Origin of the sequence: Paenibacillus sp. FSL M7-1046, assembly GCF_038007405.1 — a bacterium.
Taxonomy (GTDB): domain Bacteria; phylum Bacillota; class Bacilli; order Paenibacillales; family Paenibacillaceae; genus Paenibacillus_AQ.
Map to the genome: position 1 here is coordinate 7,447,794 of NZ_JBBOXB010000001.1, position 26,304 is coordinate 7,474,097.

23 protein-coding genes are annotated in these 26,304 nt (G+C 49.2%); 7 read left to right on the plus strand and 16 right to left on the minus strand.

Going from position 1 to position 26,304, the window contains the following annotated elements:
• Positions 1 to 45: 45 nt before the first annotated feature.
• The 13 genes from NYE29_RS33505 to NYE29_RS33565 all read right to left on the minus strand — a co-directional run bounded on the left by NYE29_RS33505 (position 46) and on the right by NYE29_RS33565 (position 14,782).
• A complete protein-coding gene (locus tag NYE29_RS33505) occupies positions 46 to 1,470 on the minus strand; it encodes a contractile injection system protein, VgrG/Pvc8 family (RefSeq protein WP_076110610.1) in 1,425 nt (474 codons plus the stop codon).
• A complete protein-coding gene (locus NYE29_RS33510; RefSeq protein WP_340899411.1) occupies positions 1,463 to 2,098 on the minus strand; it encodes a hypothetical protein in 636 nt (211 codons plus the stop codon). Before NYE29_RS33510 ends, NYE29_RS33505 begins: the two co-directional genes overlap by 8 nt.
• 42 nt (positions 2,099 to 2,140) lie before the next feature.
• On the minus strand, positions 2,141 to 2,917 hold the full coding sequence (locus NYE29_RS33515) for a DNA and RNA helicase (RefSeq protein ID WP_340899413.1): 777 nt from the start codon (positions 2,915 to 2,917) through the stop codon (positions 2,141 to 2,143).
• A 30-nt stretch (positions 2,918 to 2,947) separates the two neighbouring features.
• The gene (locus tag NYE29_RS33520) at positions 2,948 to 5,599 is read right to left on the minus strand and encodes a molecular chaperone (RefSeq protein ID WP_038589071.1); all 2,652 of its coding nucleotides are present in this window, start codon (positions 5,597 to 5,599) and stop codon (positions 2,948 to 2,950) included.
• A gap of 62 nt (positions 5,600 to 5,661) precedes the next feature.
• Positions 5,662 to 6,351 (minus strand): hypothetical protein, encoded by a 690-nt coding sequence (locus NYE29_RS33525; RefSeq protein ID WP_038589069.1) that lies wholly within the window; start codon positions 6,349 to 6,351, stop codon positions 5,662 to 5,664.
• Complete coding sequence (locus tag NYE29_RS33530; RefSeq protein ID WP_340899417.1) at positions 6,348 to 7,640, minus strand: normocyte-binding protein; 1,293 nt, start codon at positions 7,638 to 7,640, stop codon at positions 6,348 to 6,350. The genes NYE29_RS33525 and NYE29_RS33530 overlap by 4 nt, the downstream gene beginning before the upstream one ends.
• Positions 7,637 to 9,433 (minus strand): PP2C family protein-serine/threonine phosphatase, encoded by a 1,797-nt coding sequence (locus NYE29_RS33535; RefSeq protein ID WP_340899418.1) that lies wholly within the window; start codon positions 9,431 to 9,433, stop codon positions 7,637 to 7,639. Before NYE29_RS33535 ends, NYE29_RS33530 begins: the two co-directional genes overlap by 4 nt.
• 61 nt (positions 9,434 to 9,494) lie before the next feature.
• Entirely contained in the window at positions 9,495 to 10,364 is an 870-nt protein-coding gene (locus tag NYE29_RS33540) for a PP2C family protein-serine/threonine phosphatase (RefSeq protein ID WP_340899419.1), read from the minus strand.
• Positions 10,361 to 10,894 (minus strand): FHA domain-containing protein, encoded by a 534-nt coding sequence (locus NYE29_RS33545; protein WP_038589064.1) that lies wholly within the window; start codon positions 10,892 to 10,894, stop codon positions 10,361 to 10,363. The genes NYE29_RS33540 and NYE29_RS33545 overlap by 4 nt, the downstream gene beginning before the upstream one ends.
• A gap of 27 nt (positions 10,895 to 10,921) precedes the next feature.
• The gene (locus NYE29_RS33550; protein ID WP_340899421.1) at positions 10,922 to 11,470 is read right to left on the minus strand and encodes an FHA domain-containing protein; all 549 of its coding nucleotides are present in this window, start codon (positions 11,468 to 11,470) and stop codon (positions 10,922 to 10,924) included.
• Positions 11,471 to 11,518: 48 nt separating this feature from the next.
• Entirely contained in the window at positions 11,519 to 11,941 is a 423-nt protein-coding gene (locus NYE29_RS33555) for a J domain-containing protein (RefSeq protein ID WP_076110618.1), read from the minus strand.
• A 125-nt stretch (positions 11,942 to 12,066) separates the two neighbouring features.
• Entirely contained in the window at positions 12,067 to 12,492 is a 426-nt protein-coding gene (locus NYE29_RS33560) for a hypothetical protein (RefSeq protein ID WP_038589056.1), read from the minus strand.
• A gap of 121 nt (positions 12,493 to 12,613) precedes the next feature.
• Positions 12,614 to 14,782 (minus strand): transcriptional regulator, encoded by a 2,169-nt coding sequence (locus NYE29_RS33565; RefSeq protein WP_076110619.1) that lies wholly within the window; start codon positions 14,780 to 14,782, stop codon positions 12,614 to 12,616.
• Between the two features lie 396 nt (positions 14,783 to 15,178).
• Here NYE29_RS33565 and NYE29_RS33570 point away from each other — a divergent pair, with 396 nt between their 5' ends.
• Positions 15,179 to 17,215, plus strand: a complete 2,037-nt coding sequence (locus NYE29_RS33570) for a vWA domain-containing protein (protein WP_340899884.1) — start codon at positions 15,179 to 15,181, stop codon at positions 17,213 to 17,215.
• Positions 17,216 to 17,327: 112 nt separating this feature from the next.
• On the opposite strand, the gene NYE29_RS33575 is transcribed toward NYE29_RS33570, so the two are convergent.
• Positions 17,328 to 18,281 carry a serine/threonine protein kinase gene (locus tag NYE29_RS33575; RefSeq protein ID WP_076110621.1) on the minus strand — a complete coding sequence of 318 codons (954 nt, stop codon included), beginning with the start codon at positions 18,279 to 18,281 and terminating at the stop codon, positions 17,328 to 17,330.
• A gap of 470 nt (positions 18,282 to 18,751) precedes the next feature.
• Between NYE29_RS33575 and NYE29_RS33580 the strand changes: the two genes are divergently transcribed.
• The 4 genes from NYE29_RS33580 to NYE29_RS33595 are packed head-to-tail and all read left to right on the plus strand — an operon-like array spanning position 18,752 to position 22,575.
• Entirely contained in the window at positions 18,752 to 19,945 is a 1,194-nt protein-coding gene (locus NYE29_RS33580) for a serine hydrolase domain-containing protein (RefSeq protein ID WP_340899427.1), read from the plus strand.
• Positions 19,945 to 20,763 (plus strand): ABC transporter permease, encoded by an 819-nt coding sequence (locus tag NYE29_RS33585; RefSeq protein ID WP_076110623.1) that lies wholly within the window; start codon positions 19,945 to 19,947, stop codon positions 20,761 to 20,763. The genes NYE29_RS33580 and NYE29_RS33585 overlap by 1 nt, the downstream gene beginning before the upstream one ends.
• Before the next feature lie 28 nt (positions 20,764 to 20,791).
• Positions 20,792 to 21,574, plus strand: coding sequence for an ABC transporter permease (locus tag NYE29_RS33590; RefSeq protein ID WP_076110624.1), 783 nt, complete (start codon positions 20,792 to 20,794; stop codon positions 21,572 to 21,574).
• Positions 21,574 to 22,575: an ABC transporter ATP-binding protein gene (locus NYE29_RS33595; RefSeq protein WP_340899428.1), complete on the plus strand. Its 1,002-nt coding sequence runs from the start codon at positions 21,574 to 21,576 to the stop codon at positions 22,573 to 22,575. The genes NYE29_RS33590 and NYE29_RS33595 overlap by 1 nt, the downstream gene beginning before the upstream one ends.
• 442 nt (positions 22,576 to 23,017) lie before the next feature.
• Here NYE29_RS33595 and NYE29_RS33600 read toward each other — a convergent pair whose 3' ends face one another.
• Both NYE29_RS33600 and NYE29_RS33605 read right to left on the minus strand, forming a co-directional pair.
• A complete protein-coding gene (locus tag NYE29_RS33600) occupies positions 23,018 to 23,425 on the minus strand; it encodes a calcium-binding protein (RefSeq protein ID WP_340899430.1) in 408 nt (135 codons plus the stop codon).
• Between the two features lie 54 nt (positions 23,426 to 23,479).
• Positions 23,480 to 24,067, minus strand: a complete 588-nt coding sequence (locus tag NYE29_RS33605) for an RQC-minor-1 family DNA-binding protein (RefSeq protein WP_340899432.1) — start codon at positions 24,065 to 24,067, stop codon at positions 23,480 to 23,482.
• Between the two features lie 167 nt (positions 24,068 to 24,234).
• On the opposite strand from NYE29_RS33605, the gene NYE29_RS33610 reads away from it, so the two are divergent.
• On the plus strand, positions 24,235 to 24,798 hold the full coding sequence (locus tag NYE29_RS33610) for a hypothetical protein (RefSeq protein ID WP_076110628.1): 564 nt from the start codon (positions 24,235 to 24,237) through the stop codon (positions 24,796 to 24,798).
• Positions 24,799 to 24,850: 52 nt separating this feature from the next.
• Complete coding sequence (locus tag NYE29_RS33615; RefSeq protein WP_340899433.1) at positions 24,851 to 26,155, plus strand: TerD family protein; 1,305 nt, start codon at positions 24,851 to 24,853, stop codon at positions 26,153 to 26,155.
• Positions 26,156 to 26,304 lie beyond the last annotated feature (149 nt).

Below are 26,304 nucleotides of genomic sequence, written 5' to 3' on the forward strand. Positions count from 1 at the left end.
CGAAACTAAACCGTTGTTTATAGGATGTTATCTGCACATCTTTGCTTAGTTCGTACGTACTTCAGTTCCGCTTAAAGCAGTCGTGCCGTCCATCTTCAGGCTGCTGTCCTTACAGATCAGGCTGAGCTGATCCTTGGCGGAAATGACAATGCTTTTATCCGCGCTCATCATGATATCTTCCTTAGCATTGAGCTTGATCAGCTTGCTGCTGATAATCTCGATCCCGCCGCCCTCACTAAGCCGGATATAGATCTCTCCGTCCTTGCCGGTCACAATTACCTCATCCGGCGTCATCTTCAGCTCCTTGCCGGCCGGTGTGCGGAAGAACTTGTGGTCAGGGTTGCTCAGCTTGTTGCTCTCGCCTTCTTCGGCATTCTGCCGCACCGAGCTGGTTGCTACCCCTTCTTCCTCCTTGTTCCCCGGAAAATACACCCGAACATGATCGCCCTTCTCCGGCATAACGTACCAGCCGCTGTTGCCTTCTGCCGTGTACACAGATGAATACGGAAAGTCATGCGCCTCTCCTGCCTGCTGCTCCGAATCGATGTAGAGATGAATTTTGAGCTTGTCCTTGTTGATCCCGATTACCTGGCCTTGCAGCGAAACTCCGATAATTTTGTCATTATAAAAAGTGTTCTGGCGAAGTCCATGACGCGAGCTTAAAATATAGCGGTGACGAAGCAGGCCCTTCTTCATTTCAGTGTAAGCTTCGTATACATACAGCAGCTTGCCTTTGAATTCGATCGCATTGCCCAGATCCAGTACCCGGCCCGTCTCGACCTCATAATATATGAAGTCATCCTCGCCTACCTTGGCTGACGTATTCTGCGTAGTGTAACGGAATTTGTCCATTCTTTTGCGAACCCGGTAGTTAAAATCCTGCAGCTTGCCTTTCGAGGAGGTATCGAACACGCCAAAATAGAACTTCGGCGTATCAAAGACCGATGCAGGCATCAGACCGGTACGCAGACGTGAAGCGATCCGCTTCAGAAACTGCCAGTCTGTCTCTTCATACTGGAGCGTGAACTTGCCGATAGCCGCTCCATCCGTTGCCGCGTCCATAATATCAATATTGGAATAACCCTCCGCGATCTGATCCAGAAGCTGCGGGTAAGTCATGCTGTGGTTCTGGAAGGAGCGGCTTTTCTTGCGAATGTCCAGCTCATGGGTATGGGAGACCCCCTCTACTTCAAGGATATGGACACCGCGGTTCACCGACACACTCAAATTCAGAATAAGTCCACTGAACAGCACCCATTTGCCGCCTTCTTCATTCACCTGGGTGATCTCCACCACTGTATTCGATGAGCTCAACCGGACATAGCTGTCCTTCTTCTCTTCATCCACAATACCGGTGAATTTCACATAGGTGTGCTCATTCATTTGTTTCGTAATGGTTAACTCCTGCAGACTGACCAGTTCAAACGGGCTAACCCGCAGATTATCGTAAGATAAGGCTGGTTCACTCATGAGACTCGCCTCCTTCCTTCTGTGGAATGAACTGAATGGATTTCATCATGGCCAGTGCGACCGGCTTCCAGTCATCAAGCTCCTCGTCCGTACAGTTAAAGGTACACATCAGTGCCCGATCCTCAAGTGAAGCGAACAGAATCAGATTATACAGATTGGCATTAACCGCCGGGGTCAAAAATTCACAAGTGGCGACCGGCTTGCCGTTAATGCTGAACTCATGGTCTCCATACCATTTCGTCAGCTTCTGCGTCCGGCGCAGCATCTGGATCATGGCCTGCTTGAAATCGGACAGCTCGTCCTCCGGCAGCGGGTTCATGGTGTGATTGATGGCAATGTTAATTCTGGCATTGGAAGTTGTATATATAACACTGGGTCGATGCTCAGAAGGATATTTCCGCTTTGCCATCTCCTTACTCATGAGCTTTAATGTCTGCGGGAGCAGCATGCGCATCGCACCGTCCAGCAGCTCCGTTTCCACAAAGGTGTGCGGCTCGTCTCCAATCTGCACCACGGGTGCGGTTAAATCCGGTCCAGCCTCTTCCGGAATCACTCCGTAATTATCCGTAGGCTGTCCGCCTGTATTGCCGTTAAGCATGGACACAATCTTCTCATCCCAATGCTCCATCTTCACCCCATCCTTCCAATAGTCGATTGATGCGCAGCCGCTCTACTCCACCAGCATCCGCTGCATACCCCCGTGGGCTTGCCCCTTATGTCCCTGTCCTCCGCGCGCATTTGTGAGAATCCGGTCCAGATAGCGGTGAATCTGCAGGCTCGGATAATCCCGGTATTCCTGTCCCAGCCGGCTCGCAATATAATGCAGGATAACGCTCCGGGCGATGACACCTTCATTCATACACAGCATGCCGAACATCACATCATGCGGATCCGGCGTACCGGTACGCATAAGGCGCTGAGCATAGTCTTGAAGCACAGCCGGAGGAAGGGTGCTGGCACCGGGAGCCGCATAGGGAACCTGCAGCACCTGGAGCGTATTGTATTCGGTGGCCAGATCCGCGAAGCTCTGGTAATCCTTGCGCAATCTGGCCCCTTCCTTCAGCTTGAAGCGGGCGAGCTCCATCTCATGGGAAGCGCTCCCGGACGCCGCATCTTCCAGTGCAAGCGAGGTCTGCCCCAGAGACAGGTCATGACCTGTCTCCAGCTCTGTGAAGCGGAGCTTCAGAACAGTCTCTTGACCTGTGGCCTTATAAGCAATTTCCGCCGGCTCCGTCATCATATAGAGCCGCCTCTCATGCAGAAGTATGCCGGGGCTTACCGATAACCGTTCGGCGTGTACCTCCACCTCTGCCCCAGACACAATTCCATCTGCATAATCCCTGTAGTACAGCTCCCAAAACTGCCGGGGGAAATCACGCAGATCCTCAAGCATCCGGGTCTTTAGAATCCGTCCCTTATGAAACTCAGGGTAAGTATAGGTGAACATTTGCGGCGCTCCTTTCCCAGACTTGCCTTTTTACTTCAGTCCATCAAAAAAGTCCAGTTCCGATGATTCATTCTCATAGGCGAACAGTCTTTTGTGACCCAGCAGCAACTGCTCATCACGGCGGGCGACAGGCAGGACATGGAAACCCCAATGCGAATGATCCGCGAACACGAAGAACTTCGTCTCCCCGTTCATAATGGAATCCGTATCGTCCTGCGGAATCTTCGTACCAAATCGGGACTGGATGTCCTCATAGACCACCTGCTCGTAATTCTCCTTACGATTGACGTATACACATTTCTGCCGCAGGGTTCCGTCGCTGCCGCTCACATACAGCTCGACCTCGGCCGTCTCGAACGGCCGGGAAATGCTGCCCGGCAGACCGTCACTCCGCTCCAGACTGTTAATCAATACCTTCTGCCGGAGGTTATGGGTATACGCGCTGACCGTATAAGGAATGACCGCCGCCTCATGGGTGATTTCCGCTTGAATTGCCCCCGTCTTTCTGGCACTGAGATAGCGGATCGCTCCCCGCAGGCAAGCCAGCTTCAGATCAGGAACACGGCCTTCCGCCGGTTTCTGGCGGAATTCTATACTGCGCCCCGGCACGAACTCCTTCAGCGCTTCCCGGAAAACATCGATCCGGCAGGACTGGCCCGTCAGCTTAATCATCGAATACTGGCCGAGCCTCCCCTCCCGGTAGAACTCCTCCAGGAACTTGCGGACTACATCATAAATATCCGCCTTGATGAGCTGGGTTATCTCCTTGATGTTAAAGACCACATCCGGAAATTCAAATTCATCACGGAGTTCGCCGTTCCGCACTACGGACAGAAACCAGCGCTCCATCGTGGTAATCTGCAAATCGCTGTCCTGTCCGTCCTCAATGGCGGAGTGGAATCGGTTGCGGAGCATGCCGGTCTTGCGGAAGAATTGCTGCTTCATCTCTTCAGCAATCTCCCAGAGGAAATGAAAATTCCCGCGAACCCGCAAATATTCGTCCCGTGAACGATGCTCCCGGTGGGCGTAGGCTGTAGGAATAATCTGCTCCGCCTCCAAATACCGGCGATCGAGCTCCGCATATACACTCTGGACTCCCGCTTCATCGACCTGGCGGAACACATCGGCCCCCGGTGCTGCAATCAGGCTGTCAATATCGGTTGCGGCCCGCCGTCCGGAGTAATAATCCGCGAAGACAATCTTCATGAACTGCATAATTCTGTAAGTGATATTATTGCCGCCGAAATTGGTATCCCCATTCTCGTAGGTGGTGTGGATGTCCAGCTTGTAAGCAATCTGTCCGTCTTCCACAGTAAAGCGGCAGGAGGAAAGGTCGGTTGTGCCCCCGCCGCAATCAATTACCAGAGCTTGATACGGCACGCCCTCCATAAAGGCATTGCGTTCGATACCGTCGGCAATCGTGTTGTAGAGCACTGACATTCCTTCATCGAGGGCATGCTCGCTCTCGATTTCGTATTCGGGCAGAATCTCGCTGAACATCTCAAGGAACTGGGCCTTCATCTTCACAGGAGCGGACAGATGCAGCCGTTTGAACCTGCATTTGAACTGGTGCTCCGCCGTCAGAATTACATGTTCAAGGTAGGCACGCACAATATCCAGACGCGTCACTACAGCTGCATTGCCCTGGGCATCCACTACTTCCTCCTGTTTACTGTAATCGCTGATCCAACGCTTGATCCCGCGGAAGACACTGGCCCGGCTGCTGTAGCCCCCCCTGCGCATGCTCTTCAGTGCTTCATATCCGAATTCGTACAGGATATTGCCGGGTTCTGAGCAATCTGCGATGCTGACTGCTGTCGGGAGCACTTCAATCCAGTCCGTATTCTTAAAGGTTGTATCCGGAAAGGTCACATAATTAATCTCTTCCAGGCGTACACGTCCGTTCAGCAGGTCCTGGCTGCTGGGTTCCTGAATATAGCCTCTATGCAAATAAGCACCCGCCGTCGTATTGGAGGTGCCAAAATCGATGGCAAGCACGGCTTGCGTCTGTTCCAGCTCACGGATGTCCAGATGGGCTAGCGGAATTTTGGTATATTGAATGTTAACAGGCGGCAGCGGCTTGTCCGAATAATAAATCTTGTACAAATACTCCGAGTCACGCTTGCGGAAGAACAATAGACTGTACTGGCGGTTCCTGCTTCTCTCCCATCTCGCTCCACTGTCGGCGGTTAAGTAGAAGGTGCCCGGCACGGCTTCATCCTGCTCCAGATTGAAAATCCCGCACAGCTCCATACTTTCGTTCACCAGCAGTACATTGGAGTCCGTAAGCCCTCCAGCTGCAGTAACGATGTAGCGGTCCAGCCTGTCCACCTTAAGCCCTTCATACAGAATCAGACGTGCGGGAACACTAATCCCGCCATCACTGCTTAACGGCGAGGTCATATGGCGGTTGATCGCCTGCTGAATCCGTTCGAACCCGCCCTTATGCACACGGCCGATACACAGTACATCATCCGCTCCCAGAAATTTCAGGATAATCCGGATCAACTCTTCGCGGTCCGTCTGCGGACCCAGCCCTTCTACCATCCGTTCTTTGTAGCAAATGTTGCGAAGCTGAAAGGTCGTCATGTCCATAAGCTCTGCCCGCGTATATCGGGTGGTTCCCCGAATGCGTTCACGGCTCGCAGCGTCAGGATGCAACCTGTATGTATAACCGTTCATGTTCGTAACCTCCTAGGCGGCTGCTCCCGCAGCATCTGAATCTGCCCTCTCTTCTTGCTCCTTTAATACAAGGCAATGCAATCCTGAACCATCGTGTGATCCACGTCGATAATGCCGAAATGGCGTTTCCAGTAAATCTCCGTTTCGAAGCGTACCGGTAAAAAAAGCTCCAAAATCAGTTCCAGCTTCTCCCTTGTCTCCGGGCGCTCTTCCTCACCGATGTAGAGCAGCAATTCGTCCTTATCCTCACAATTCGCATACAATGTGGAACGCGGGAACATCCGGACCAGCAGTTCCCGCAGAAGATGCACCGCTTCGCCGGTATCGAACAGCCGCAGAACATGCCCGGCGATGACTTCCTGCTCTTCCCGTCCAAACAGCTTCAGCCGCTGCCGGATACGTTCTCCGAAGACCCCCTCCTGCATCTCCCGCAGTGTGAAGCGGATTTGATATTCCCGTTTGTTCATCCCCTGCATCAGGTCCAGTTCAGCCAGGAAATGAATGATCAGATCGAATAAGGTCTCACGCAGTTCGGAATCCTCAGCGTTGTTAGGATCGAACAAGTCTCTGAAAATATCGTAAAAACGATAGTACGGGTTCACCTCAACCTCCTGCTCCACAGCAGCCGCATTGAGATCGGCATGGCTTAGCTCCATATAAGGTGAATACACCTTCGCCGGAACAAAGTGAATGTCGCTCCGCTTCATTCCCGCCCGCCCCGACCGAACCAGCAGATCCCAAATATAGTTCATACCCAGGCTCCTTCACAGCGGTACTCCGGAAAGATTAGCTGAACTTCAGAGACGAGGAAGCTGAGCACATCGTCACTTAGATAGGATCCGGCAAGTGATCGGTCCCTGGCCACAGCTCTGAACAGAAGGCGCATCCGGTACTTATCCGTCTGTACGCGGACCTGGTCGCTGACGAAGCTGTTCAGTTCGTAAGTCAGCGGAATCTCTTGTCCCGGCGGCAGAATCTTAACATCCTCCAGTTCTACCTCTCGCGAAACCTCAAACGCCCCGGTCAAACGGGCAATGCCCCCTTTGGATCGAACCGGACTGCCAGCTTGCCGGATATATCTGCCGATATACCCTTCCTGTCTGCGGTTCGACAAAAGAGGATAATGCATCCGGCCAATTCCAGAATTCATGGGCCTCGTCACCTTCAGCATGGTCCAGGAATCCGATTTATCCAGCGGAGATACAACTGTAATCTCTTCCTCCGAGCGTTTAATATAACGGATATTTGCTTCCTCGCCATCTACAAGATATCCGTGTTCTGTGCCTGTTCTTCTTAGCGGCAGCACATGCTCGTAATTCACCCGGTCAGCCGCCGGAACGGGGAAACCGCCGATCTTCATCTCCATTCTCTGAATATTCCAGATCGGCACCAGATTCATATGTTTATACGGTTCCAATTCCTCCAACTGTATGGAAATCTGCTTCACCGTCTCTTGGTTGTCCCACTCCGAAGCGCAGGATATCAGGATGCAGTCCATAAATTTGTAGGCATAAGGGATGTGGACTGTTTTCCACGGCAGGCTGTTTTTACGGAATATCCGGTACAGTTCTTCAATGCGTTCGGTGTACACTGAGCTCTGCTTCAGCCGGACCGTTATCTCATACCGCCCTCCGCTGGTGATCATCTCACCCTTGAACTGGCGCTTGCTCCGGGCAAGCGAGCGAATCTGCGAGGTATCGCACTGGAGGAACAGCGTACATAACTTCATTTCCTCCTGCTTCGATAGGGCAGCCGCAACTTCAGCCAGATTGATAAACTGCGGCTCTGAATCGCCTGGGACCATGGGGTACAGGAATTCATGCAGTGGATCAAGCTCTTCGCGGGGACAGAGTGACGCATACACATCATGCCGCACCTCCTCCGGCTCCAGTTCATTAAAGACACGCTCCTCAATTTGCCGGTTCAGCGTCTCCTGATATTCCACCAGATTCAGAAATAAACCGGTCATTACATCCTTCAGCATCCGGCGCTGCTCCAGATCCTCCATCTTGTTCAGACGGTCACGAATGATATCTTTCATGGCTGCACCTCCTCTTCAGCGGATTTCTGGACCGTTTCCTCTTTCGGCAGCGCGGCATCCACGCCGCTGCCCGGTTCTGTGCTCGCTGCACCTTTTGCGGCACTTTCCTCTAAACCCTTACCAGCTTCATTATTAGTTGAATCTCCTGTGATACTTCCGTTGTTATCCGTAATTTCATCTGGAGTCACCAGAGGCAAATCCATACCTCCCGTAAGGTCTGCAGCTCCGGCTGCATTCGGGTCTACAGCAGGTACAGGCGGGTTCAATTTCTCTTCCAGCTTGGAGATCTTGCGCTCCATTGCCAGTACCCGTTCCAGCATATCAATACTCTGATAGACCTCTTGTGCTGCTGCGTAAGCATCGAGCGCCCCGCTGTAATCAGCGGCTTCATTGTAACGGTCGCCCTTGGCTTCCAGCTTATCGGCCTGGAGCTGACTTACTTGCCGTTCCACATCCGATTTTTTGGCTTCCGCCGTTTCCAGCTTGGTTGTAATTTCGGCAAGAGCCTCTTTATAAGCGTTCTCCGTGGCGGAGGACCGCGCCCGCAGGTACAGCGTAATGGCGCCGCTGGAGTCTCCGTTCTGGAACTTGAGATCTGCTTCCCGAAGCCAGTCCTGTACCTTCTGGAAGGCGGTCATCTGTCCCAGTCTGTCTTCAATCGCCTGCCGCTTGAAGATACTGTACGGTTCCGACAGTTCCAGCGCTTTGGTATAGCTCGCTTTGGCTTTTACAATATCCCCCTCCTTGAGGTGGGCTTCGCCGTCAACCAGCTTTTGCGCAGCCGCCATTTTATCTGTCAGCAGCTTTTTATGAATCCGGTCCTTGAGCTTGATCGAGTTGTTGCGGCCCAGACTATAGTCGGATACTGCCTTGCCATACTCCTGCTCTGTAACATACACGTCAGCACTCTGTTCGTACTGGAGCATATCGGCAGCTAATTCGGCCTTCTTAGCCGCACTTTTGACCTTATAGAAGATCCCGGCGCCACCTACCAGAAGCACCGTTAATAGAATAATAAGAATGCGTTTGATCCACTTCTTGCGGTTCTTCGGCTCTTCCTGATAGGTCTTATTAGCGTAGATACATGCTGCCGTATAATTGTCTATCCGCATCCGCTGTTTGCTGAGCATGACTTCCTCAAGCGTATCCGCCAGCATGACCGGGTCATTTGCCGCCTGAACAGAATCAATCATCTCCGCGTCCTCGACAGCCTGCCACAAACCGGAGGTGCACATCACCAGCACATCGCCATCTGCCAGCGGAATCTTCCCGGAGACATAAGGCTTCAGCTTGCCCGGCATCCCGGCATATTGCAGCAGATTGCCACGCTCATCATTCGTATCGATCTTGTCCTCGGCAATTTGTCCTTCGTCTGCCATCTGCTGGGCAAGGCTGTGGTCCCGGCTTTTCAAGATCAGGCGCTCCCCGCGAAAATGATACAGTCTCGCATTCCCGGCTGATGCCCATACCATCTTCGTATAATCCGTCACCACAATTAGTATACTGGCCTTCAGACGGACTCTGCGGCTCTCATAATGCAGCCACTCATGGGCAATCCGGATGTAATCGGTCAAACGCCGCCGGGAGAGGGTGGGTTTCTCCAAAAAGCTCTCCAGAATCGTCTGCACAATCATTTCGGCACTGTGAGCCTCTTCATCTGAATCCAATCCATCGGCAATGATATAACAGGCCTTATCCTCCAGCTCAACGCACCCGAAAAAATCCCGGTTAGTCATAAAAGAACCCGATTCGGAGACGAAACTCATTAAAAAATCGCTGTTCTCCTTCCTCATGCGTATCCCCATTTCCCGTATTGATGATTTATGCTATGTACCCGGCGGGACATCTCCTGTTCTACCAACGCCTCTCCACAATAATGACTGTAGCGTTATCCTGATGTACAAGCCTTTTCTCCTCTATCAAATCAATCATGGCCTGAGCAGCATCATAGGGTGACAGCGGCCGGGACAGTATCGTCTCCATTTCCATTTCCGTGAGCGTGTTGTATACCCCGTCGCTGCACAGCATAATCTTGTCCCCCTTATACAGCTGAAAAGGTTCTTCTGCCAGCTCCATGCTCCTGAAATTCTCGGACCCCAAATAATTGACCAGAGTCTTGCGCTGCGGATTGCCTAGCGCCTCCGACTCGGTAATCTCTCCGGACAGATACTGTTCCTGCAGTGTGTTCTCCAGCGTATGCTTATGGTTAACCGGAATCAGAATACCGCTGCGGTATACGAACAACAGGCTGTCCCCTACCGCCCCCCAGTAGAGCATACTACTGCGGATCAGCGCCGCAACCAGCGTGGTTCCCCCCTGCACCCCGTGCAGCTGGTTCATAATTTCTCCATTGGCGTTCATCGCCGCATCACCGAAGAATTCCGGCGGATCGGGGAAGCGCTCCAGTTCCCGAAATTCTTTAACAAAAGTATGGACGGCCGCCGTACTGGCCACCCTTCCCCCGCTTAAACCGCTGATTCCATCCGCGAGCACAGCTAGCAATCCGAAAGGCATATTGACCGTCGCAAAATAGTCATCCTGCTCCTCACGCGCACCGATCGTCTGGCCGTTCCCGATTCCGTCCCCGGAACCGGTACCAGCCTTCGGCATCTTTTGAATGCGATGCCTGAACATAATCAGTGGCCAGATCAGCAATATCCAGACAACAATCATCCAGTATGGGGTCAATGCACTATCATCCAGCAGTTGCTTCAGCATATTCATTGCTGCTGCTCCCATTCAAAGTGAACACCGCACAGGGGAACAAAAATAAACTTGCTGCGTCCCAGCTGAATGACATCATAAGCAGCCAGCTCTACCGGGGAATATACCGCCTCGTTATTGTGATAGGCAAGTCCGGAAGCATCACCGGGCAGCAAGTAGAAATTGCGTTTCTTCGGATCATAGACAATCACCGCATGATTGCGTCTGGAGATCGTATTGTCACCCAGAATGCGCACATGCATCTCTTCCGAGCGGCCGATAAAATTCTTCTCCGCCATAATCCGGTAGTCCTGTCCCATTTGAGCCCCTTCAATACAGACCAGCCAACCCGTCACTGGTTCAATTCCGGTGGCCTCTCCTAAATACGGCATCGTTCTGTCATCTTCGGAGGGACGGGACGCCATAGCAATGGCTGCTCCCTTGCTGCCGGACGGAGCCGGGCTCTCCACGGTAAGATTACAGTAAGGACACGTGTTGCCGTGTCTTCTTGTGCTGAACATATGTCCGTTAGCGCATCTTGTCAGACTCATTCGCTCTCATACCCCCGCATGTGTTGTTCATTTCACCAGAATCCTCGTGTTGGCAATATAAATTAAGTCCCCCGCCTCAAGCAGGCTGGGTTCCTCGATTTCCAATTTAACTGCTTTGCTCTGATTGCTTTTGCGTATACCGACACCGCTGGAGGATTCAATATCCTCTATGTACCATTTGCCGGATGCTTTGTTCAGCACAGCATGCTGGGCGCTGATCAGAGAAGCATAAGGTGTATCTGACAGATCTATATCTGCTTCGCCGTGCCTTGAGCTTTTGCCGATCAGAACACTTGTCTCGCCTTCTATGTACCATTCCTTTACACTTTCACCGTCTTCACTCAGCAGCACCAGCTTTACAACCTTGCTGCCGGGTTTGACCTTATTCTGCACCTTGATCTTTTTGGGTCTTGTTCTGACTGCAATTATGACTACCGACAACAAAAGGATTGCTGCCGCAACCACCTGTGCCCCCCTAACCTTTGCAACCACAAATATGTAATAGAATATTACAGCCGAGATGGCTGTTATCAATAGATCCAGCACCAGGGTCCAGATCGACCTTCCTTGTTTCACTCCCATAACCTCCGCCTTACCGGGCTACGCCCCAGAATGACTGCCGGATCACTTCTTTCGGATTCCAAAATAGCGCTCGAACAGCTCCGATGCTTCCATACTTTTTGCTGGTTCAGAGTGTTTGGGAATATTCCGGTCACTCTGCTTTTTCTGCTGGAAACCAAAAAAACGTTCGAACTGCTCTTCCATATTTCCCGGATCAAAACTGACCCGCTCCTTGCCTGCGGATGGCTTCTCCGGCGGCTCTCCGGATGCCCGGGTTGTACGCGACTGCGACTGATAAGCCGTCCTTGACTCTTCATTACCTAGTACCTTATAGGCCTCATGAACCTGCTTAAACCGCTCGGCGGCCTGCGGATCTCCTCCATTCGTATCGGGATGATACTTTTTGGCCAGCTTCCGGTAAGCTTGCTTCACTTCGGCGGATGATGCATTTGGAGCAATACCAAGCACTTCATAATAATCTGTCAATCGCCTCACCGCTTCCCGTTACGATTTAGAGATAAATAAACATTAAGAGGCGCATAAAGGCCCCTTAATGTTCTGAACATCAGGCAGACACAGCCAGCCCGATGTCCCAGTCCGATTACCTAATATTAGGCCGAAAATCCGCCATCGATTTTGGTAAGTTCGGTTTTGTCTTTCTTTTGTTTGATGTACAGTGTGAACTCACCTACACCTTCGGTGTCCCCGTAACGTTCTGTGTAATCCACAACGAATGCGTTAGGGAAATGGATCTTGCGCACTACTTGGTCTGCTGCAATAACTTCGAGCGTTACCTTGCGGTAGCAGTCCGCTTTTTCAGCAGGAACAATAGACCAGAGCGCCAGCTTGATGGTGTCATCTGCATTATCGCCGTCAGTAGCCGTGATAATTTTACCAGTGATGCGCAGGGTTGCTCCAACATCGGTCGATCTTGCGTTTGAATCATCCGGAGTGTCCGTGTCGTACACAACAGAACGAATATTGTCCATTCCCAGTTCGATTGTTTCTGCACCTTCAACTTTTAAAATAAAGCCCATAAATAAAAAACCTCCTCGAAAAATAGTGTTGAAATATGTATAAAGGCTAGCTCGGATGAACAAGCCTCTGATACCTTAATAAGTTCTTTAATATAATCTTTTATCGTTGTTATATGAATTATCAAGCCTTAACAGCGCTGGTACCCTTGGTTATCATGACCTCAAGATTCTTCACATTGCCGTTGAAGACCAGATCTATATGGCACAGGTTGCTCTTCTCGTCGATAATATAGCTCATATCATCGCCTTCTTGAATGATCGAGTTAACCGATCCGCGTTTGCCCAACCAGCGGCTCTTCTGACTGCTCGGATTGTTGCTGAAGAACTTCACTATGTTCTCATGCTTGAAATCTCCGGTCTGGAAGCGCAGGAAACGTTCGATATAGGTGCTCACCTGTGTTTTGTAAATGGAATCATATCCGTCCTCTGACATAGCCATACTTCTCGATTTATATACGGTAATCCGTTTGATATCCGTATCCTGAAGCTGTGCGTTCTCAGAGGAGAAAATAAATCCGAAGTTCTTGCGGTTAATGGAGTCCTTGATTGTATTCGTGAACCCCGAGATTTCTTTGGTCATCGTTGTTACGGAGCGCAGACTGTTGTCTCCCGCTTCGATATCGAAGCGTACCCCCGGAAATTCCCGGTTTACATTCTTAAAGTTGCTTCTCAGATATTCAGGACATTGATAAGCAGCTACAATACCAGCGGCAACGTAAGCGGCTCCAATATATACGCCTTCGATCCATAACTTCAGAATGTCTTCTTTATCCTTGGACAATTCCACACCGTTCTCGGTCTGCAGCATTCTGCTGTCAATGATAACACCGGACTTCTCCTTAGGAATCACCGTGAAATTCGGTGCACTCGGGATCGCAAATTCACTGTATTCCTTCCGTGTCAATCCTGCACATTTGTCAATGTACTTGTCGATTCCGGCAGTAGCCATACTGCTGAACGTAGTGTCCTCGCCGGACTCGAAACTGAAGAACAACTGAACCTTGTAGTCCTTGATCACTTGCAGCAGCATTGTAAGTGATTCCATGCTGTTGCCATCCTGCTTGACCACTTTGTCGTTTCCGCGAAAACGTTCTCGGCTAACTTTGACCTTGCCGGTTGTCTCTAACTCAACGGAAGGAACAATCCCGAACCAGATCGTATCGGAGAATTCATTTTTCGAGTTCACTGTATTCAAATATGTCTCCAGCCGCGGGATATTGCTGCTCTTCACGAGCATATCCAGCTTGCTGTTGGCAATCAGCATTGAAGGCTGCATGCCTTTGTTTTTAACCGCATACTGGTCGAAGAACATCTTAACACCCAGTATTTTTTCCACTAGCGGCTTAACCGTCTTGACGAAATCATCTTTGGCATTCTTGTAGAATTCCAGGTATGTATTGTAATTCTGTACTTCCAGTGCGGCGTTGACTTCAGCCCGGACCGCCGGAAGCGGACAGAATGTGCGTACTACCAGGTCCTGCACATAAGTAGACGGAGATTCGGACAAAGAGCCGTAATCTTCAGCAAATACCTGTGTGAGGTCTGTATTTGTGCTTTCATCCAGAAGCATCAGGTCGGTACTGTCACTCTTGGGAGCCTCGATGATCTTCAGTTCACCGCTCTCACCGATGGTAAGCTGGCCTACTTGAATCAATTCGGAAGATGTATCTTCCTGGGCCCGGCCGAGCAGCAGCCGAGTCTTGATATCCTCGATGGCCAGAGGCAGCATAGCCATGACATTGTTATAGTTGCGGCTGGCTTCCTCAAACATAATATTCAGTTTATCGCCGACATCCAGTTTTTTGGGATCTCCGTCATCCAGCTTGTCATACTGGCCGTACATGTAGTGAATCTCTTTGCGGACCTGGCGGATATCATCCATAACCTTCTTTGGAGAGATCATGTCCAGCAAATTCTCAAATTTGAAATCAACATTCGTAATCCCTTGGCTTCTTTTCGTATCGATCAGCGTGAACAACATTCGCAGGAAGTCATTGCTCTGATCAATCTTAATCTCCGAAATGGTATCATCCGGAATGCCTTCAGGCTTCTTCAGCGTGTACATTACTTTCTGGTTCGCCGCATTAAAAAAGGAGTAAATGCTCGGTGAAAACTTGTCGAGGAACTCATCAAAATTGTGCACAAGAAGATGCTCATTAATCTCTTTGATCTTATCGTCACTCAAGCTGTCGATACCTTTTACATCCCCGACGATGGTGATCAAATCGAGCTTTTCCGGGTTGATTTCCTCAAAAAGCAAGGTTCGGTTCGTTTGATTGATAATGTCCATTCAGGCAGCATCCCATGTTAAAAAGGGCACATGAGGATGCCTTCCCCCCTCCATTATTTTCTGTTGCCCGGCATGCATTCGTGAGTCTTTGGTTACACCATTCGACTAAATACTGCCATTTGATGCGATAATTTTTAGATTCATGGGACCCATCTTAACCAGTAAAGATAATTTTTGTCAATATAAAGGCATATAGTTCCATTTAATCATTTTTATTACTAACTAGACTTAAAGGACTATTTTGGAATTTTTCCTTATTTTCCCTCAAAGAGCAGCCGATGATAACCTTATCCCAGCATTTTATGGAGCTGCATCAATATCTTTAGGCCTAAACAGATACAAGGGGGGATTCCGCAGCTTATGTACTTTAGATCACTCAGGAAAATTGTAATAGTGATGATACTGATTTCAGGTTGCTTGGCAGGGAACGGCGGGACTTCCAGCTACGCATCGTCCGGCAAGGACTCTACCGCTCCTTCTCCGGCAGGAGGTCTGGATGCCATGTTTGTGCTGGATGTCAGCTACTCCATGAATCAGACGGACAAGGACCGGATAGCCGATGAAGTTATCCGCATGTTCATGGATATGAGCGGGGGGCAAAAAACCAGGCTGGGCTTCGTGGCCTACAACGACCGGATCACTTCTTCTGTCCCGCTCACGGATATTACGTCTTCCGGCGCGCGACAGCAATTACGGAGCAAGATCGACAGCTTGAAGCGGACCGGCTACACGGATCTTGGCCTTGGACTGCGGCGCGGCGCGGAGCTGCTGGAGAAATCCCGGACAAACGGCAGACAACCCTTCCTCATTCTTCTCTCCGACGGAGAGACGGACATTGGGAACAGCTCCGGTAAACGGACGTTTGCTGATTCTGCAAATGATGTGGACAAAGTCATTAACATGGCCCGAAAATCAGGATACCCGATTTACACCGTCGGCCTTAATTATGGAGGCAAGGTCAATTCAAGTGAATTGGAGCGGATCTCAAGTGAGACGGGCGGTACCTCTTTTATTACCGGAAGTGCAGACGATTTGCCTGAAATATTTAACCAGATCTTTGCCAGTCAGATTCAATCCGTACTTACATCCGTAGCAGCCGTTACAGCAAATGGCTCCCTTCAGGAAATCACCGTGGAGATTCCCAATTCCAGCATGGCTGACGCCAATATTATCATGCTGTCGGAGCATCCGGTAACGGAGGCCCAGCTCTATTACAAATCAAGCAATGTAAGCTTCATCCAATCGGATAAATACTCGCTGATGAAAATCGTCAAGCCGGTTAAAGGCAATTTCGTGCTGAAATTCCGCGGACATGCCGGTGATCTTGTCAAAGTCAATCTGCTTGGCAATTACAATATGCGTGCCGAAGCCGCCATATCCGGCGGACAGAAAGCCCTCAAAGGACAAGCCACTGTCTTCGAGGCTGCACTATACGGAATAAACGACGGTTCTAAAGTACAGGATACCGATATTTACAATCGGCTAAAAGCAGAACTGATCGTAACACCCAAAGAAGGCAAAGTTGAACGGATTCCACTAACCAATACGGGAAGCGGCTTTCAGGGCACCTACATATTTCCTAAATCAAATACATACCAATACCATATCCGTGTAGACGGTTCGGATTTCTACAGAGAAGGCAAGACTGCAGTCATCGAGATTAACAATCTGCCGCCGGTCGCTTTGAATAAATCCATTGATTTGTCCAAGGATGACGGAGCTGTTAAGCTTGAATTAACCAGCTACTTCGAAGATCCCAATAAGGATTCGCTTACTTATACTGTGGATACAGAACAAGGAGATCGGAGCCTGGCTCAAGCAGACATCAAAGATGGACAACTCTTATTGTCTTCGCTGCATACAGGAAAGTCCTATCTTTCAGTAACAGCCACTGATGATGAAGGCGCCAAAGTAACCGCCCGAATCCCTGTACACATCACTTCTATGGTAGAAAAGATGCTGCGCATTGGCGTACTTTCCGTACTGTTGCTGATTGCTATTGGACTGTTGTACTGGTTCGTGCTGCGACCTAAGCCAGTATTTCGCGGCAGACTGGAAGGTTATTTCCTAAGTACTGCAAGCGGTACAGATATTCCTGTGACCCACTGGCCGATGACCTCGTTTCAACAGCGCAGGATGAATCTGTCTGAATTGCTTAACATGATGGAGATCCGGGAACATGTTCCGGAAGCGGGGAATATCTGGTTCAAAGCCGGCAAGAATGAGACCTTGATCATCCGGCATGATTCCCGCTGCACAGTCGTACATGGGCGAACCCCTGTGGAGCGTGGCAAGCAGGAAGTGCTTGAATACAATGACCGGCTCTATATTACATTCGAAGATGGTCTGACGGAGATTGAGATTCGTTACAAGGCCATCAAGCCAAAAACTAATATTTATGTAGGCCAGCAGAGGGATTCGGAAGCTATATAAGCTATGGAGAATAACCGGGGGCGTGTGAGTGCTGCTTCCAGGCAAAAGAAAAGTGACCCTCAAGTCAGGATCACTACCGGTTACTGTATGGGACAACCTTTTAGAGGTTGTCCTATTTCTTTCCGGACGACAGATCCATCGCCGCCTTCCCAAGTACTGCTGTACCTTTCCACTTCCATAGAAAAGACTGAACTTGCAGTGCCCTCCTGAACTTGGCGAGTGACGGGCAACGTTGTTCCTGCCGCATAGCCAGGCCCCAATGAACTGTTCGCGACAGCCAGCGGCTGACTTCCGGATTCTTAGTCCTAACCGCAGGAATTTGTTCATCGAACAAGCGCAGCTTCACATCGGCAGGTGCTTCACCGCAGAAGCAGTAATGTAATAGCGCAGCCAGACTGAATATATCAGACATCTCATTATGAGGTGACAATTCAGAGTAAAGTTCCAAGGGAGAGTAGCATGCTGATGTAAAGATTGTCTGCTTCTCCCCTTCCTTAAGCGGAAGACGGACCGCAGACCCGAAATCAATAAGCTTCGGAGTGCCATCCTCCATAATCATAATATTGGAGGGCTTGATATCCCGGTGAATAATGCCTTGAGTATGTATATATTCCAGCGTCTCCACCAACGGCAGCAGGGTATGATTGATGAATAATGCGCGGTCAACCGCTCCACGTGCACTCAGCCACTTATCCAGAGATGTTCCCTGGCAGTACTCCATAATAATATATCCTGTCCCATTAGCTTCCAGATGAGCAAGATACTTCAGAAGATGAGGATGCTTCAATTCAGAAAGAAGCTCCGCCTCCTGCATAAACGAATGCAGAAGCTCATCATATTGGTCCAGGCTATTCCCCAATCGAATTTCAACCGTACGCTTATCAGCTTTTCGCCGGGCCAGCACCGAAGGATAAAACTCCTTAATTGCGACAGGTTTCCCCGTCTCCTTTTCCCTTCCCAAATAGACGATTCCAAGCTCACTGCGTGATATTACTTTTTTGATCTGATAGACACCATTCAGCAATGTGTTACGCGGCAAGGCAGAAGCATTTGATTTTCCGTCCACAGCCAGCCCTCTCTTTTGTTAGAATTCTATTAGACTGCATGTAAATCGAGTGAACATGAATATTGCATTATTCGTATATGATGTTTATCGACCGCTGTTGCTCAATTTTTTAATCAGTCAGCAAAAAATCTATAAATGTTGTCAAAAAGCTTTCGATCCAGCAATGAAACGGCATCTCTACCGGACAAGTCACATATATATTTATACCTTTTTATACATCATTTTTGCAATCTTTTTCTTCTTTGTAAATATCATCCTCTATCGAGTTCTTACACAACACATCACCCGGGTAAGTTTGGTTATATACAAATTTGCCGTTGTAACATCCATTCTCTGGAAATATACTTAAGTGGTATCGTACTGAAAGCTATTGCCATGCAGAGCAGCACGAATAGGCGAGCCCTGTGAAAGCGCTTAGATAGATTAGGTACCCTTGCATGGTGCTAATAATTTCAAGGAGGCATATATGTATGCTGTTTACTCCAGGCAGTACCGACTGTTCACCGGCAGAGGTAGGTTATGATACTTCGAGAACCGGAGTTTTGCACAACCACTTCCAGAACTTGATTGATCAAAATAAGATCCAGGCCGCATCTTACTGCGTCTCAAGGTATGGAAAGACATTTATGCACGGTGCTGCGGGACCGCTTTCGTTCCGGGAAGACAGGACCGAGCCGCTTTTACCGGCAACCGTTCATAATATCGCATCCATTACCAAAGCCGTTACCTCAGTAGCAATGGCCAAGCTTGTTGAGGACGGTATTCTCCGGTTTGACCTTCCTGTCAGCGCGTTCCTGGAGCAGTTTAACGTGGAACCTTTTAACAAAATCGATATCTACAGCCTTCTGACCCATACCTCGGGCCTGTTTCCCGACTGTGCGGGCAGCTTAATCCCCTATCATAAATCTTATTGGCAATTAATTGGTGAATATTTCGAAAAGTATAACCCTGAGAGTGGTGATCCGGACTGGATCACAGCCGCGCTGAGCTGCGGGGTCAATAAAAAAGTCGGCGAGGAATGGCAGTACTGCTCATTTGGCTTCTGCCTGCTCGGAGAAATCATCAAAAAAGTAACTGGCATAACTGCTGAACAGTACATAGAAGAGCAAATCCTGAAGCCTCTTGGCATGAAGGATACCGTTTGGGAACTGACTCCGGAGCTAGCCGGACGCGCCATTATAAGAAACGAGAGACATGAGAAGCGGCTGAATGATCTAATTAACGGTAATCAGCCAGAAGTCTCTCCAGAGGAAAAGCTGTGGGATACAGTCTCCAGCACCGGCGGAGGCCTGGCCTCTACGCCAGCCGATCTCATCCGGTTCGCCAACATGCTCCTGGGCATGGGAACACTGGGCGATACCCGTATCGTCGGCCGCAAAGCGGTTGAAAAGATCACGACCCGCACCCTGTACGGAGTTCCTGATTACTGCTGGGGTGCCGATAACAAGGACCGGAGCTATGGCATTGGACTGGATATGAGGAGAGGCCCCGCCTTCCTCTACTCTCCAACCAGCTATTTTCACGAAGGCGCTGGAGCCTGCTGCATGGCTATCGACCCTACAGAGCAGCTTGCCGCTGTATGGTTTGTGCCTTTTACCGGTGATAATTGGTACGCAGAGGGCCTATATAATGTAACTAATATCATTTGGTCTGGACTCACCTGATGAATAGCCTGCAACGCAAATGGCTCATTTGCCGGACGGTGGCGGAGGTAACCTACAAAGAGTGGAGTGCCTACCGCACTCATTCCATGGTGTCGATTATCGTCGGTCCTGTATATTTTATGGTGCAATATTTTATCTGGACAGCGGTATATGGAGATCATGCTTCGCTCGGCGGTATCAGCCTCCCCCAAATGATCCGCTATTTCGGCGCTACTGCGCTTATCGGTTACCTGGTCATGGATTTTGCCGATTGGAACTTATCCATGCTTGTTCGCACCGGTAAATTCCTTACCTTTCATTTGCGCCCGATTCATCACCGTTCTTTCGCTTTGTTTCAGAAAATCGGGCATCGGTCTCTCGGTTTCCTGTTTGAATTTTCACCCTGCCTTTTGATCTTCATTTTTATTTTTGGAGTTGATATGCGGCCGGCAAGCTTTCCATGGATGCTTCTATCGGTGCTGCTTACCTTTCTAATGATTTTTTATGTGAACTACATGATTGGCCTGACTTCATTTTGGCTTGTCCAGTCAGCTGGAATACGAAGTGCTTTTATGTTGGTGTCGGGTATTTTTTCAGGTGCGCTTATTCCGCTTGATTTTTTTCCGCACTGGCTTCAGGTGATCCAGTTCTTCCTGCCGTTTCAGTACATGGCCTACCTGCCTGCAATGGTTTTTACCGGCCATTACTCACTTGGAGGCGTTGAGCTTTCCATTGAGCAAGCCGTGGGCATACAGGCGGCGGCCTTGTTAGTTACGTTCGGATTGAACGAGCTTGTTCGCCGTCTGGCTATGAAGCAGTTTACCGCTGTCGGCGCGTGAATGACCCCATGAAAGGACAGTTCTTTACATGAAACGGTATCTGGATATTTACAAGCAGTGCATGTATTCTGCTTTGCAGTCGGCTGCGGCCTATCGTATGAATTTCATTATCAGCAGTCTGATCACCCTGGTCGGCAACATTCTGTTTCCGCTGGTGACCCTGCTTATTTACCGGGCAGGCACCAGCTTTCCCGGTTGGAGCTTGTTTGAGGTGTTGTTGATCCAGTCTGTATTCACCATGTCCAGCGGCCTTTCGAGCCTTATTTTCGGCGGCGTTCTCTGGACCACAATGTCGCATGTCCGTGAGGGAAGCTTCGAGGTTATTCTTATGAAACCGCTGAATCCGCTGTTTTTTATTATTGCCACAACATTTTCTACAGAAAGTGTTGGCCTGTTTCTGGGCGGGGTTTCGCTATTCATTTTCTCCGCTATGCATGTCGGCGCCATTCCGGTCCTTTTCTGGCTCCAATTTGCCGGGATGTTTATCGCAGGGACGGCGGTCCTGGCAGGATTATCTCTAATGATGGCCGCTATGTCCTTCAAATGGGTGGGCAACTCGAGAATTTCCGAACTTGCTGACAGTGTGCTGCATATTGGAAAATATCCGCTGCCCATATTTCCGAAGGCTGTACAAGCTCTGGCCACGATGATAATTCCTGTGGGAATGGTAGGCTTCTTCCCTGCTTCCGCTCTTCTAGGACGGGTGCATGCCAGCGATTTCGCTGCTGTTCTGCCCTGCTTTTTATTTCTGGCGGCAGGAGTATGGGTTTACCGGCATATGATCAGATTGTACGAGGGGGTAGGCGGATAATGCCGGTCATTGATGTGAAGCATTTGACTAAAACGTATAAAACCTATAAGCGGGGCGCAGGTATGGGCCAGACCTTTAAGAGCTTCTTCCAGCGCGAAGAGGTCGTGGTCAACGCCGTCAACGATATCAGCTTTGCCATTGGGCAGGGGGAAATCTGCGGTATTCTGGGTCCCAATGGGGCGGGGAAATCAACGGCGATCAAAATGCTCTGCGGCGCGCTTTATCCCACAAGCGGTGAGATTCAAGTTCTTGGTTATTCGCCTGCCCGGGACAGGAAGCGCTATGTCGGCAAAATCGGAGCCGTATTCGGTCAGAAATCCCAATTGATCTGGGATATTCCGCCTATCGACAGCTTCAACATGAACAAGGCAATCTACGGAATCGCCAATCAGGACTTTAAACACCGTCTGGAAGAGCTGACGGGGATGCTGGATATTGCGCATGTGATCGAAAAGCCAACACGAGTGTTGTCCCTTGGCGAACGCATGAAATGCGAATTCGTCATGGCTATGCTGCACCGGCCGGAGGTTTTGTTTCTGGATGAGCCGACCATCGGGCTTGATGTGATCGCCAAGGTCAAAATCCGCGAATTCATTCACCAGATGAACAAGAAACATAATATGACGTGTATTCTGACCACCCATGATCTTGAGGATGTGGAGGAGCTTGCCCACCGGGTCATTGTCATTAACCACGGGGAAAAGGTTTTTGATGAATCGCTTCAGCAGCTGAAGCTTTTTCTGGGGGATAAGAAGAGGGTCAGTTTTACTTTTGCGGAGTCTGTGCACAAAACCATCTTCGACAATGCCTACACCAAAGTGGTCGAGCGACCGTCTGACTTTCAAATTACGCTTGAAGTGGATACGGCGCTTATTTCGATCAGCGATTTTATCGAAGAAATCTCCAGGAAACACCGGTTCTCCGACATTTCGGTCAAGGAACTGCCGATCCAGCAGGTTGTCATGAATATTTATGAGAATGCGGAAGGTGTGCCCGGCTAGCGGTTTGATTCCTGCTGGATCATATTACTGTAAGGTATGGTGAAGGAGTCGTGTGAATCGCTACGGACCGAGGAGCCTTTATTTCCACCAAAAACACTGTTTTGTCTACCTTCCGGACTCAGATGCAGCTAATTGCTGACATTCCGCGTGAAACATGCCTGATGGAGGGGAATAAGTGCAGCACGGTCCGCTAGCATTGCTAAATGTGCCAATTAGAGAAAATAAGGGCTGTGGGGTCCGAAGTTCAACAGAAGGAATTCAGGGACTAGATAGCCTATCGCAGATGCTGGTGTTTGGGGCTTAGCGTTGGATCAGGCGGGTGCGAAGGGCGAACGTCGAAGCTGGTAAATCATCAGGTCCCCGAAACAGCAAAAAAAACGGCCTCTCAGCCGTTTTTTCTGTATGGACTGCCGAAAATTCTATTCCCTCGATAATCTTCCAATCAAAATGAGTATCCCAAATCCGTCCAATATACCCAATCTTCGATTGCCTCTGTAGTATCTTCATCCGGCTCAATCGGCTGCAGTTGAACCAAAGGTACTGCAAATTTACGATTCCGCCATTCTACTTCAACCCACATGCCGTCCAAACATTCGCTCTCTGGCGCCATTTGTATAACGGTAACTTGTTCACCGCTTTTGAGTGGCGATTTAGCCAAAGTTTGATTACATTTCGCCATAAAGGGAAAGTGAATCTTATCCATTAGATAATAGTACCAACCCATTGCTTTTTCTTCCTCGTCATACGCATCTACAATAATTTCCATTACAATCCGTTCTTCCCGCTCAGGTTCTTCCGCTCTGTCATGTGCCTGAGTTTCAAACATTTTAGCTTGATCATCTATTGTCATGTTTGCTCTCCTAAATGTATCAAAGTCGGCGCTCTGCCAGCATACGCTGGCACCTCACTTAATCTGGCCTTCTTTTAGCAAATACTGTATAGCGCTTTGGAGTTCTGCCTGCACCTTCTTGTATTCTATGGCTTGCCAAGCCCTAAGCAGCGGTACGAACCGCGCATTCCCCGTCTCTTTGATCTTCTCAATCAGTAAAAGGATCATTCCGCGATTGCGATCCTTAAGGTTTTCTACATAAGAATAGTCATGCCCGTCCAGCAATGAGCCAAGCTTGAGCAGCAACTCCTCAGCATATGTCTCACGTTCTATAGCCCACCCTTTTTCCGAAAAAACTATCAACGGCAATCTGTCGCTATATTCGATTTCCAGGTATCCCTTACGAATCATCCAGTCTATTCGGTACATAATATCTTCCAGATTCAAATCATGATAATAGCCATAGACGGGGGATAGCTGAAGCTCATGCTTTAGGACACTCTTGTCTTTAGAGCCTTTAAGAATTTTGGCGAGCAGGTTCCTCCCACCAGTCATAATTAGTTCATCAGCAGCACGAAGGATGGCTTTGATCTCTTGGTCCGCCAGAGTGCGAATATCTCCAGAATCCAAATGAACTTTGACTTTCGGGCTTTTTTTGCCCATCACGTATCCTCCTCCCCATTGGGATGTACATGTACTTTTATACATTACCAAATTACTAAATCCGTTGTAAATAATAAAGGGGAAAATCCGCTCTCCCAAGATTCCCCATATTCTGCTATGCTAATATAATCACACAGAACGAAGAAGCAGGAGGCGCAAGTAGAATAATGGATGCATTTCAATATGAGCTTACTTCAGAGACTGCTATCAATCTGAAATATGAATATGGAGGTGAATACTTCACGTTCAGCCTGTATCGGGATGACAGGGGATGGGTTCTTCACCCTTTTGATGGTATGCTGCTGGGGAATCAGACGATGTGCGCTCTTGTAGTACAAGAGTTGTTCAAGCACAAGCCTTTTCAGGTAATGCTGGCGAAAGAAAGTATTCTCTTTTCCGATATACGTTCTACTGTTAACCTCGAGAATGTTAACACTCCGATTGCCGCACGCAATGAGCGGGAGTCACACGATATCCCGGCCGATGACATGATGGAATTTGTTGAGCAGCACACGGTTGAAGAGGTCATTGATTACGAGTGTGGGCTTATCGGAAGCCGCATTTCGTTTTATAAGGAAATCCTGCAGCGTATGTTCATGGACAATCTGGGTCCTTCGGATCCGGAGTTCCAAAAGGTGCAGGATATTGTACGTATTTACGAACATGCCTTGGATAAGCTATCCAGTCTGAACGGTCCGAATCTCGACGCCGGAAGACGTGGCAGATTCTAACCTGCTTCAGGTATTGATCCAGCGCTACTAATCTTTTGAAAGGCTGATTCTAATGACATTTGATCTGATCAAGGGACAAAAATGTAATTTAACGAAAGACGAGCCTCTACTTACCCGTATTATAGTAGGAATGGGCTGGCACAATACCAGATCTGAGGTTGAGGTTGATTTTTCTGCTTTTTTGCTTACGCCGGCCCAGACTGTCTCTAAAGATGAGGATCTTATTTTTTATGGCAATCCTTCTACTTCGAACCAATCCGTAGCAGTATTGCTGTCCGATAAAAGAGCCTATGCGGGGTTAACCGACAACACCCAAATCGCTGTTGAGCTCCGGCAAATTCCTACGGACTACGAACGGATTGCATTTGCACTAACGATTTATGACGGTGAAAAGCGGCAGCAAAACTTCTCGCTACTGGACGATGCGTATTTACGGATTATCAACGCCGCTGATGGAACGGAACTTATCCGCTACAGGCTGGGTAAAGCTTTTTCTGTAGAGACCGCCATTGTCGCCGGAGAAATCTATAGATACAATAATGAATGGAAATTCAGCGCTGTGGGTTCCGGATATGCAGGAGGCTTAGCTGCCTTATGCGAAAGTTATGGAATAAAGGTTAATAACATAGTGCCGTCAGTTCTACCCTCTAGCCCAGTAATTCAATCGCAGCAGTTACCCTTTCCTCTCCCGGAGCTGCGGTCACGGCCTAAGGCGGGCAATTTGCCCCCCTCTTCACCAGCATCACCTCCAGCCCCTCCTCTAGATCTCAATACCATCTTGCTTAAGAAACGCGGGGAGATGATCAATCTCCAGAAAGGGACTGAATCCCTGGGCGAGATACTGATCAATCTCAACTGGTATCAAAAAAAATCATCGGGCTGGTTCGGAAGTAAAGGCATCGACCTTGACCTTGGTTGTCTGTTTGAATTAAAAAATGGCATTAAAGGCTCTGTCCAAGCACTCGGTGAATCCTTCGGAAGCCTGAACAGACCGCCTTATATCTCCTTAGACGGGGATGATCGCACCGGATCTATTGCCACGGGCGAGAATCTGCGGATTAATGGCCATTATCTTTCCGAAATCAGCAGAATTGTTATCTTTGCTTTCATCTATGAGGGAATCACGAACTGGTCGGAGGCTGACGCTGTTGTAACCATCAAGCAGCAGAGCGGACCGGAGATCGAGGTCCGGCTGGATGAGCATAATAACAATAAGGGTATGTGTGCCATCGCCATGATTCGTAATCAGAATGATGATACATTCAGCGTGGAGAGACTCGTAGAATATTTCGGCGGGCACCAGGAATTGGATCAGCATTATAACTGGAATCTAAGATGGGAAGCCGGTAGCAAATAGCGCTCTCCCCAGATGCAAGAGTAAGAGACTTTTTCTAGAAACGCACCCATTTAACTTAATGGATAATAGCCAGTTTTGTATTTTGTTCATATGAGACAACTTGCTTGTCTGTTCCTCTTGCGTAAATCATTCCTTCCGTTTATCGGAAG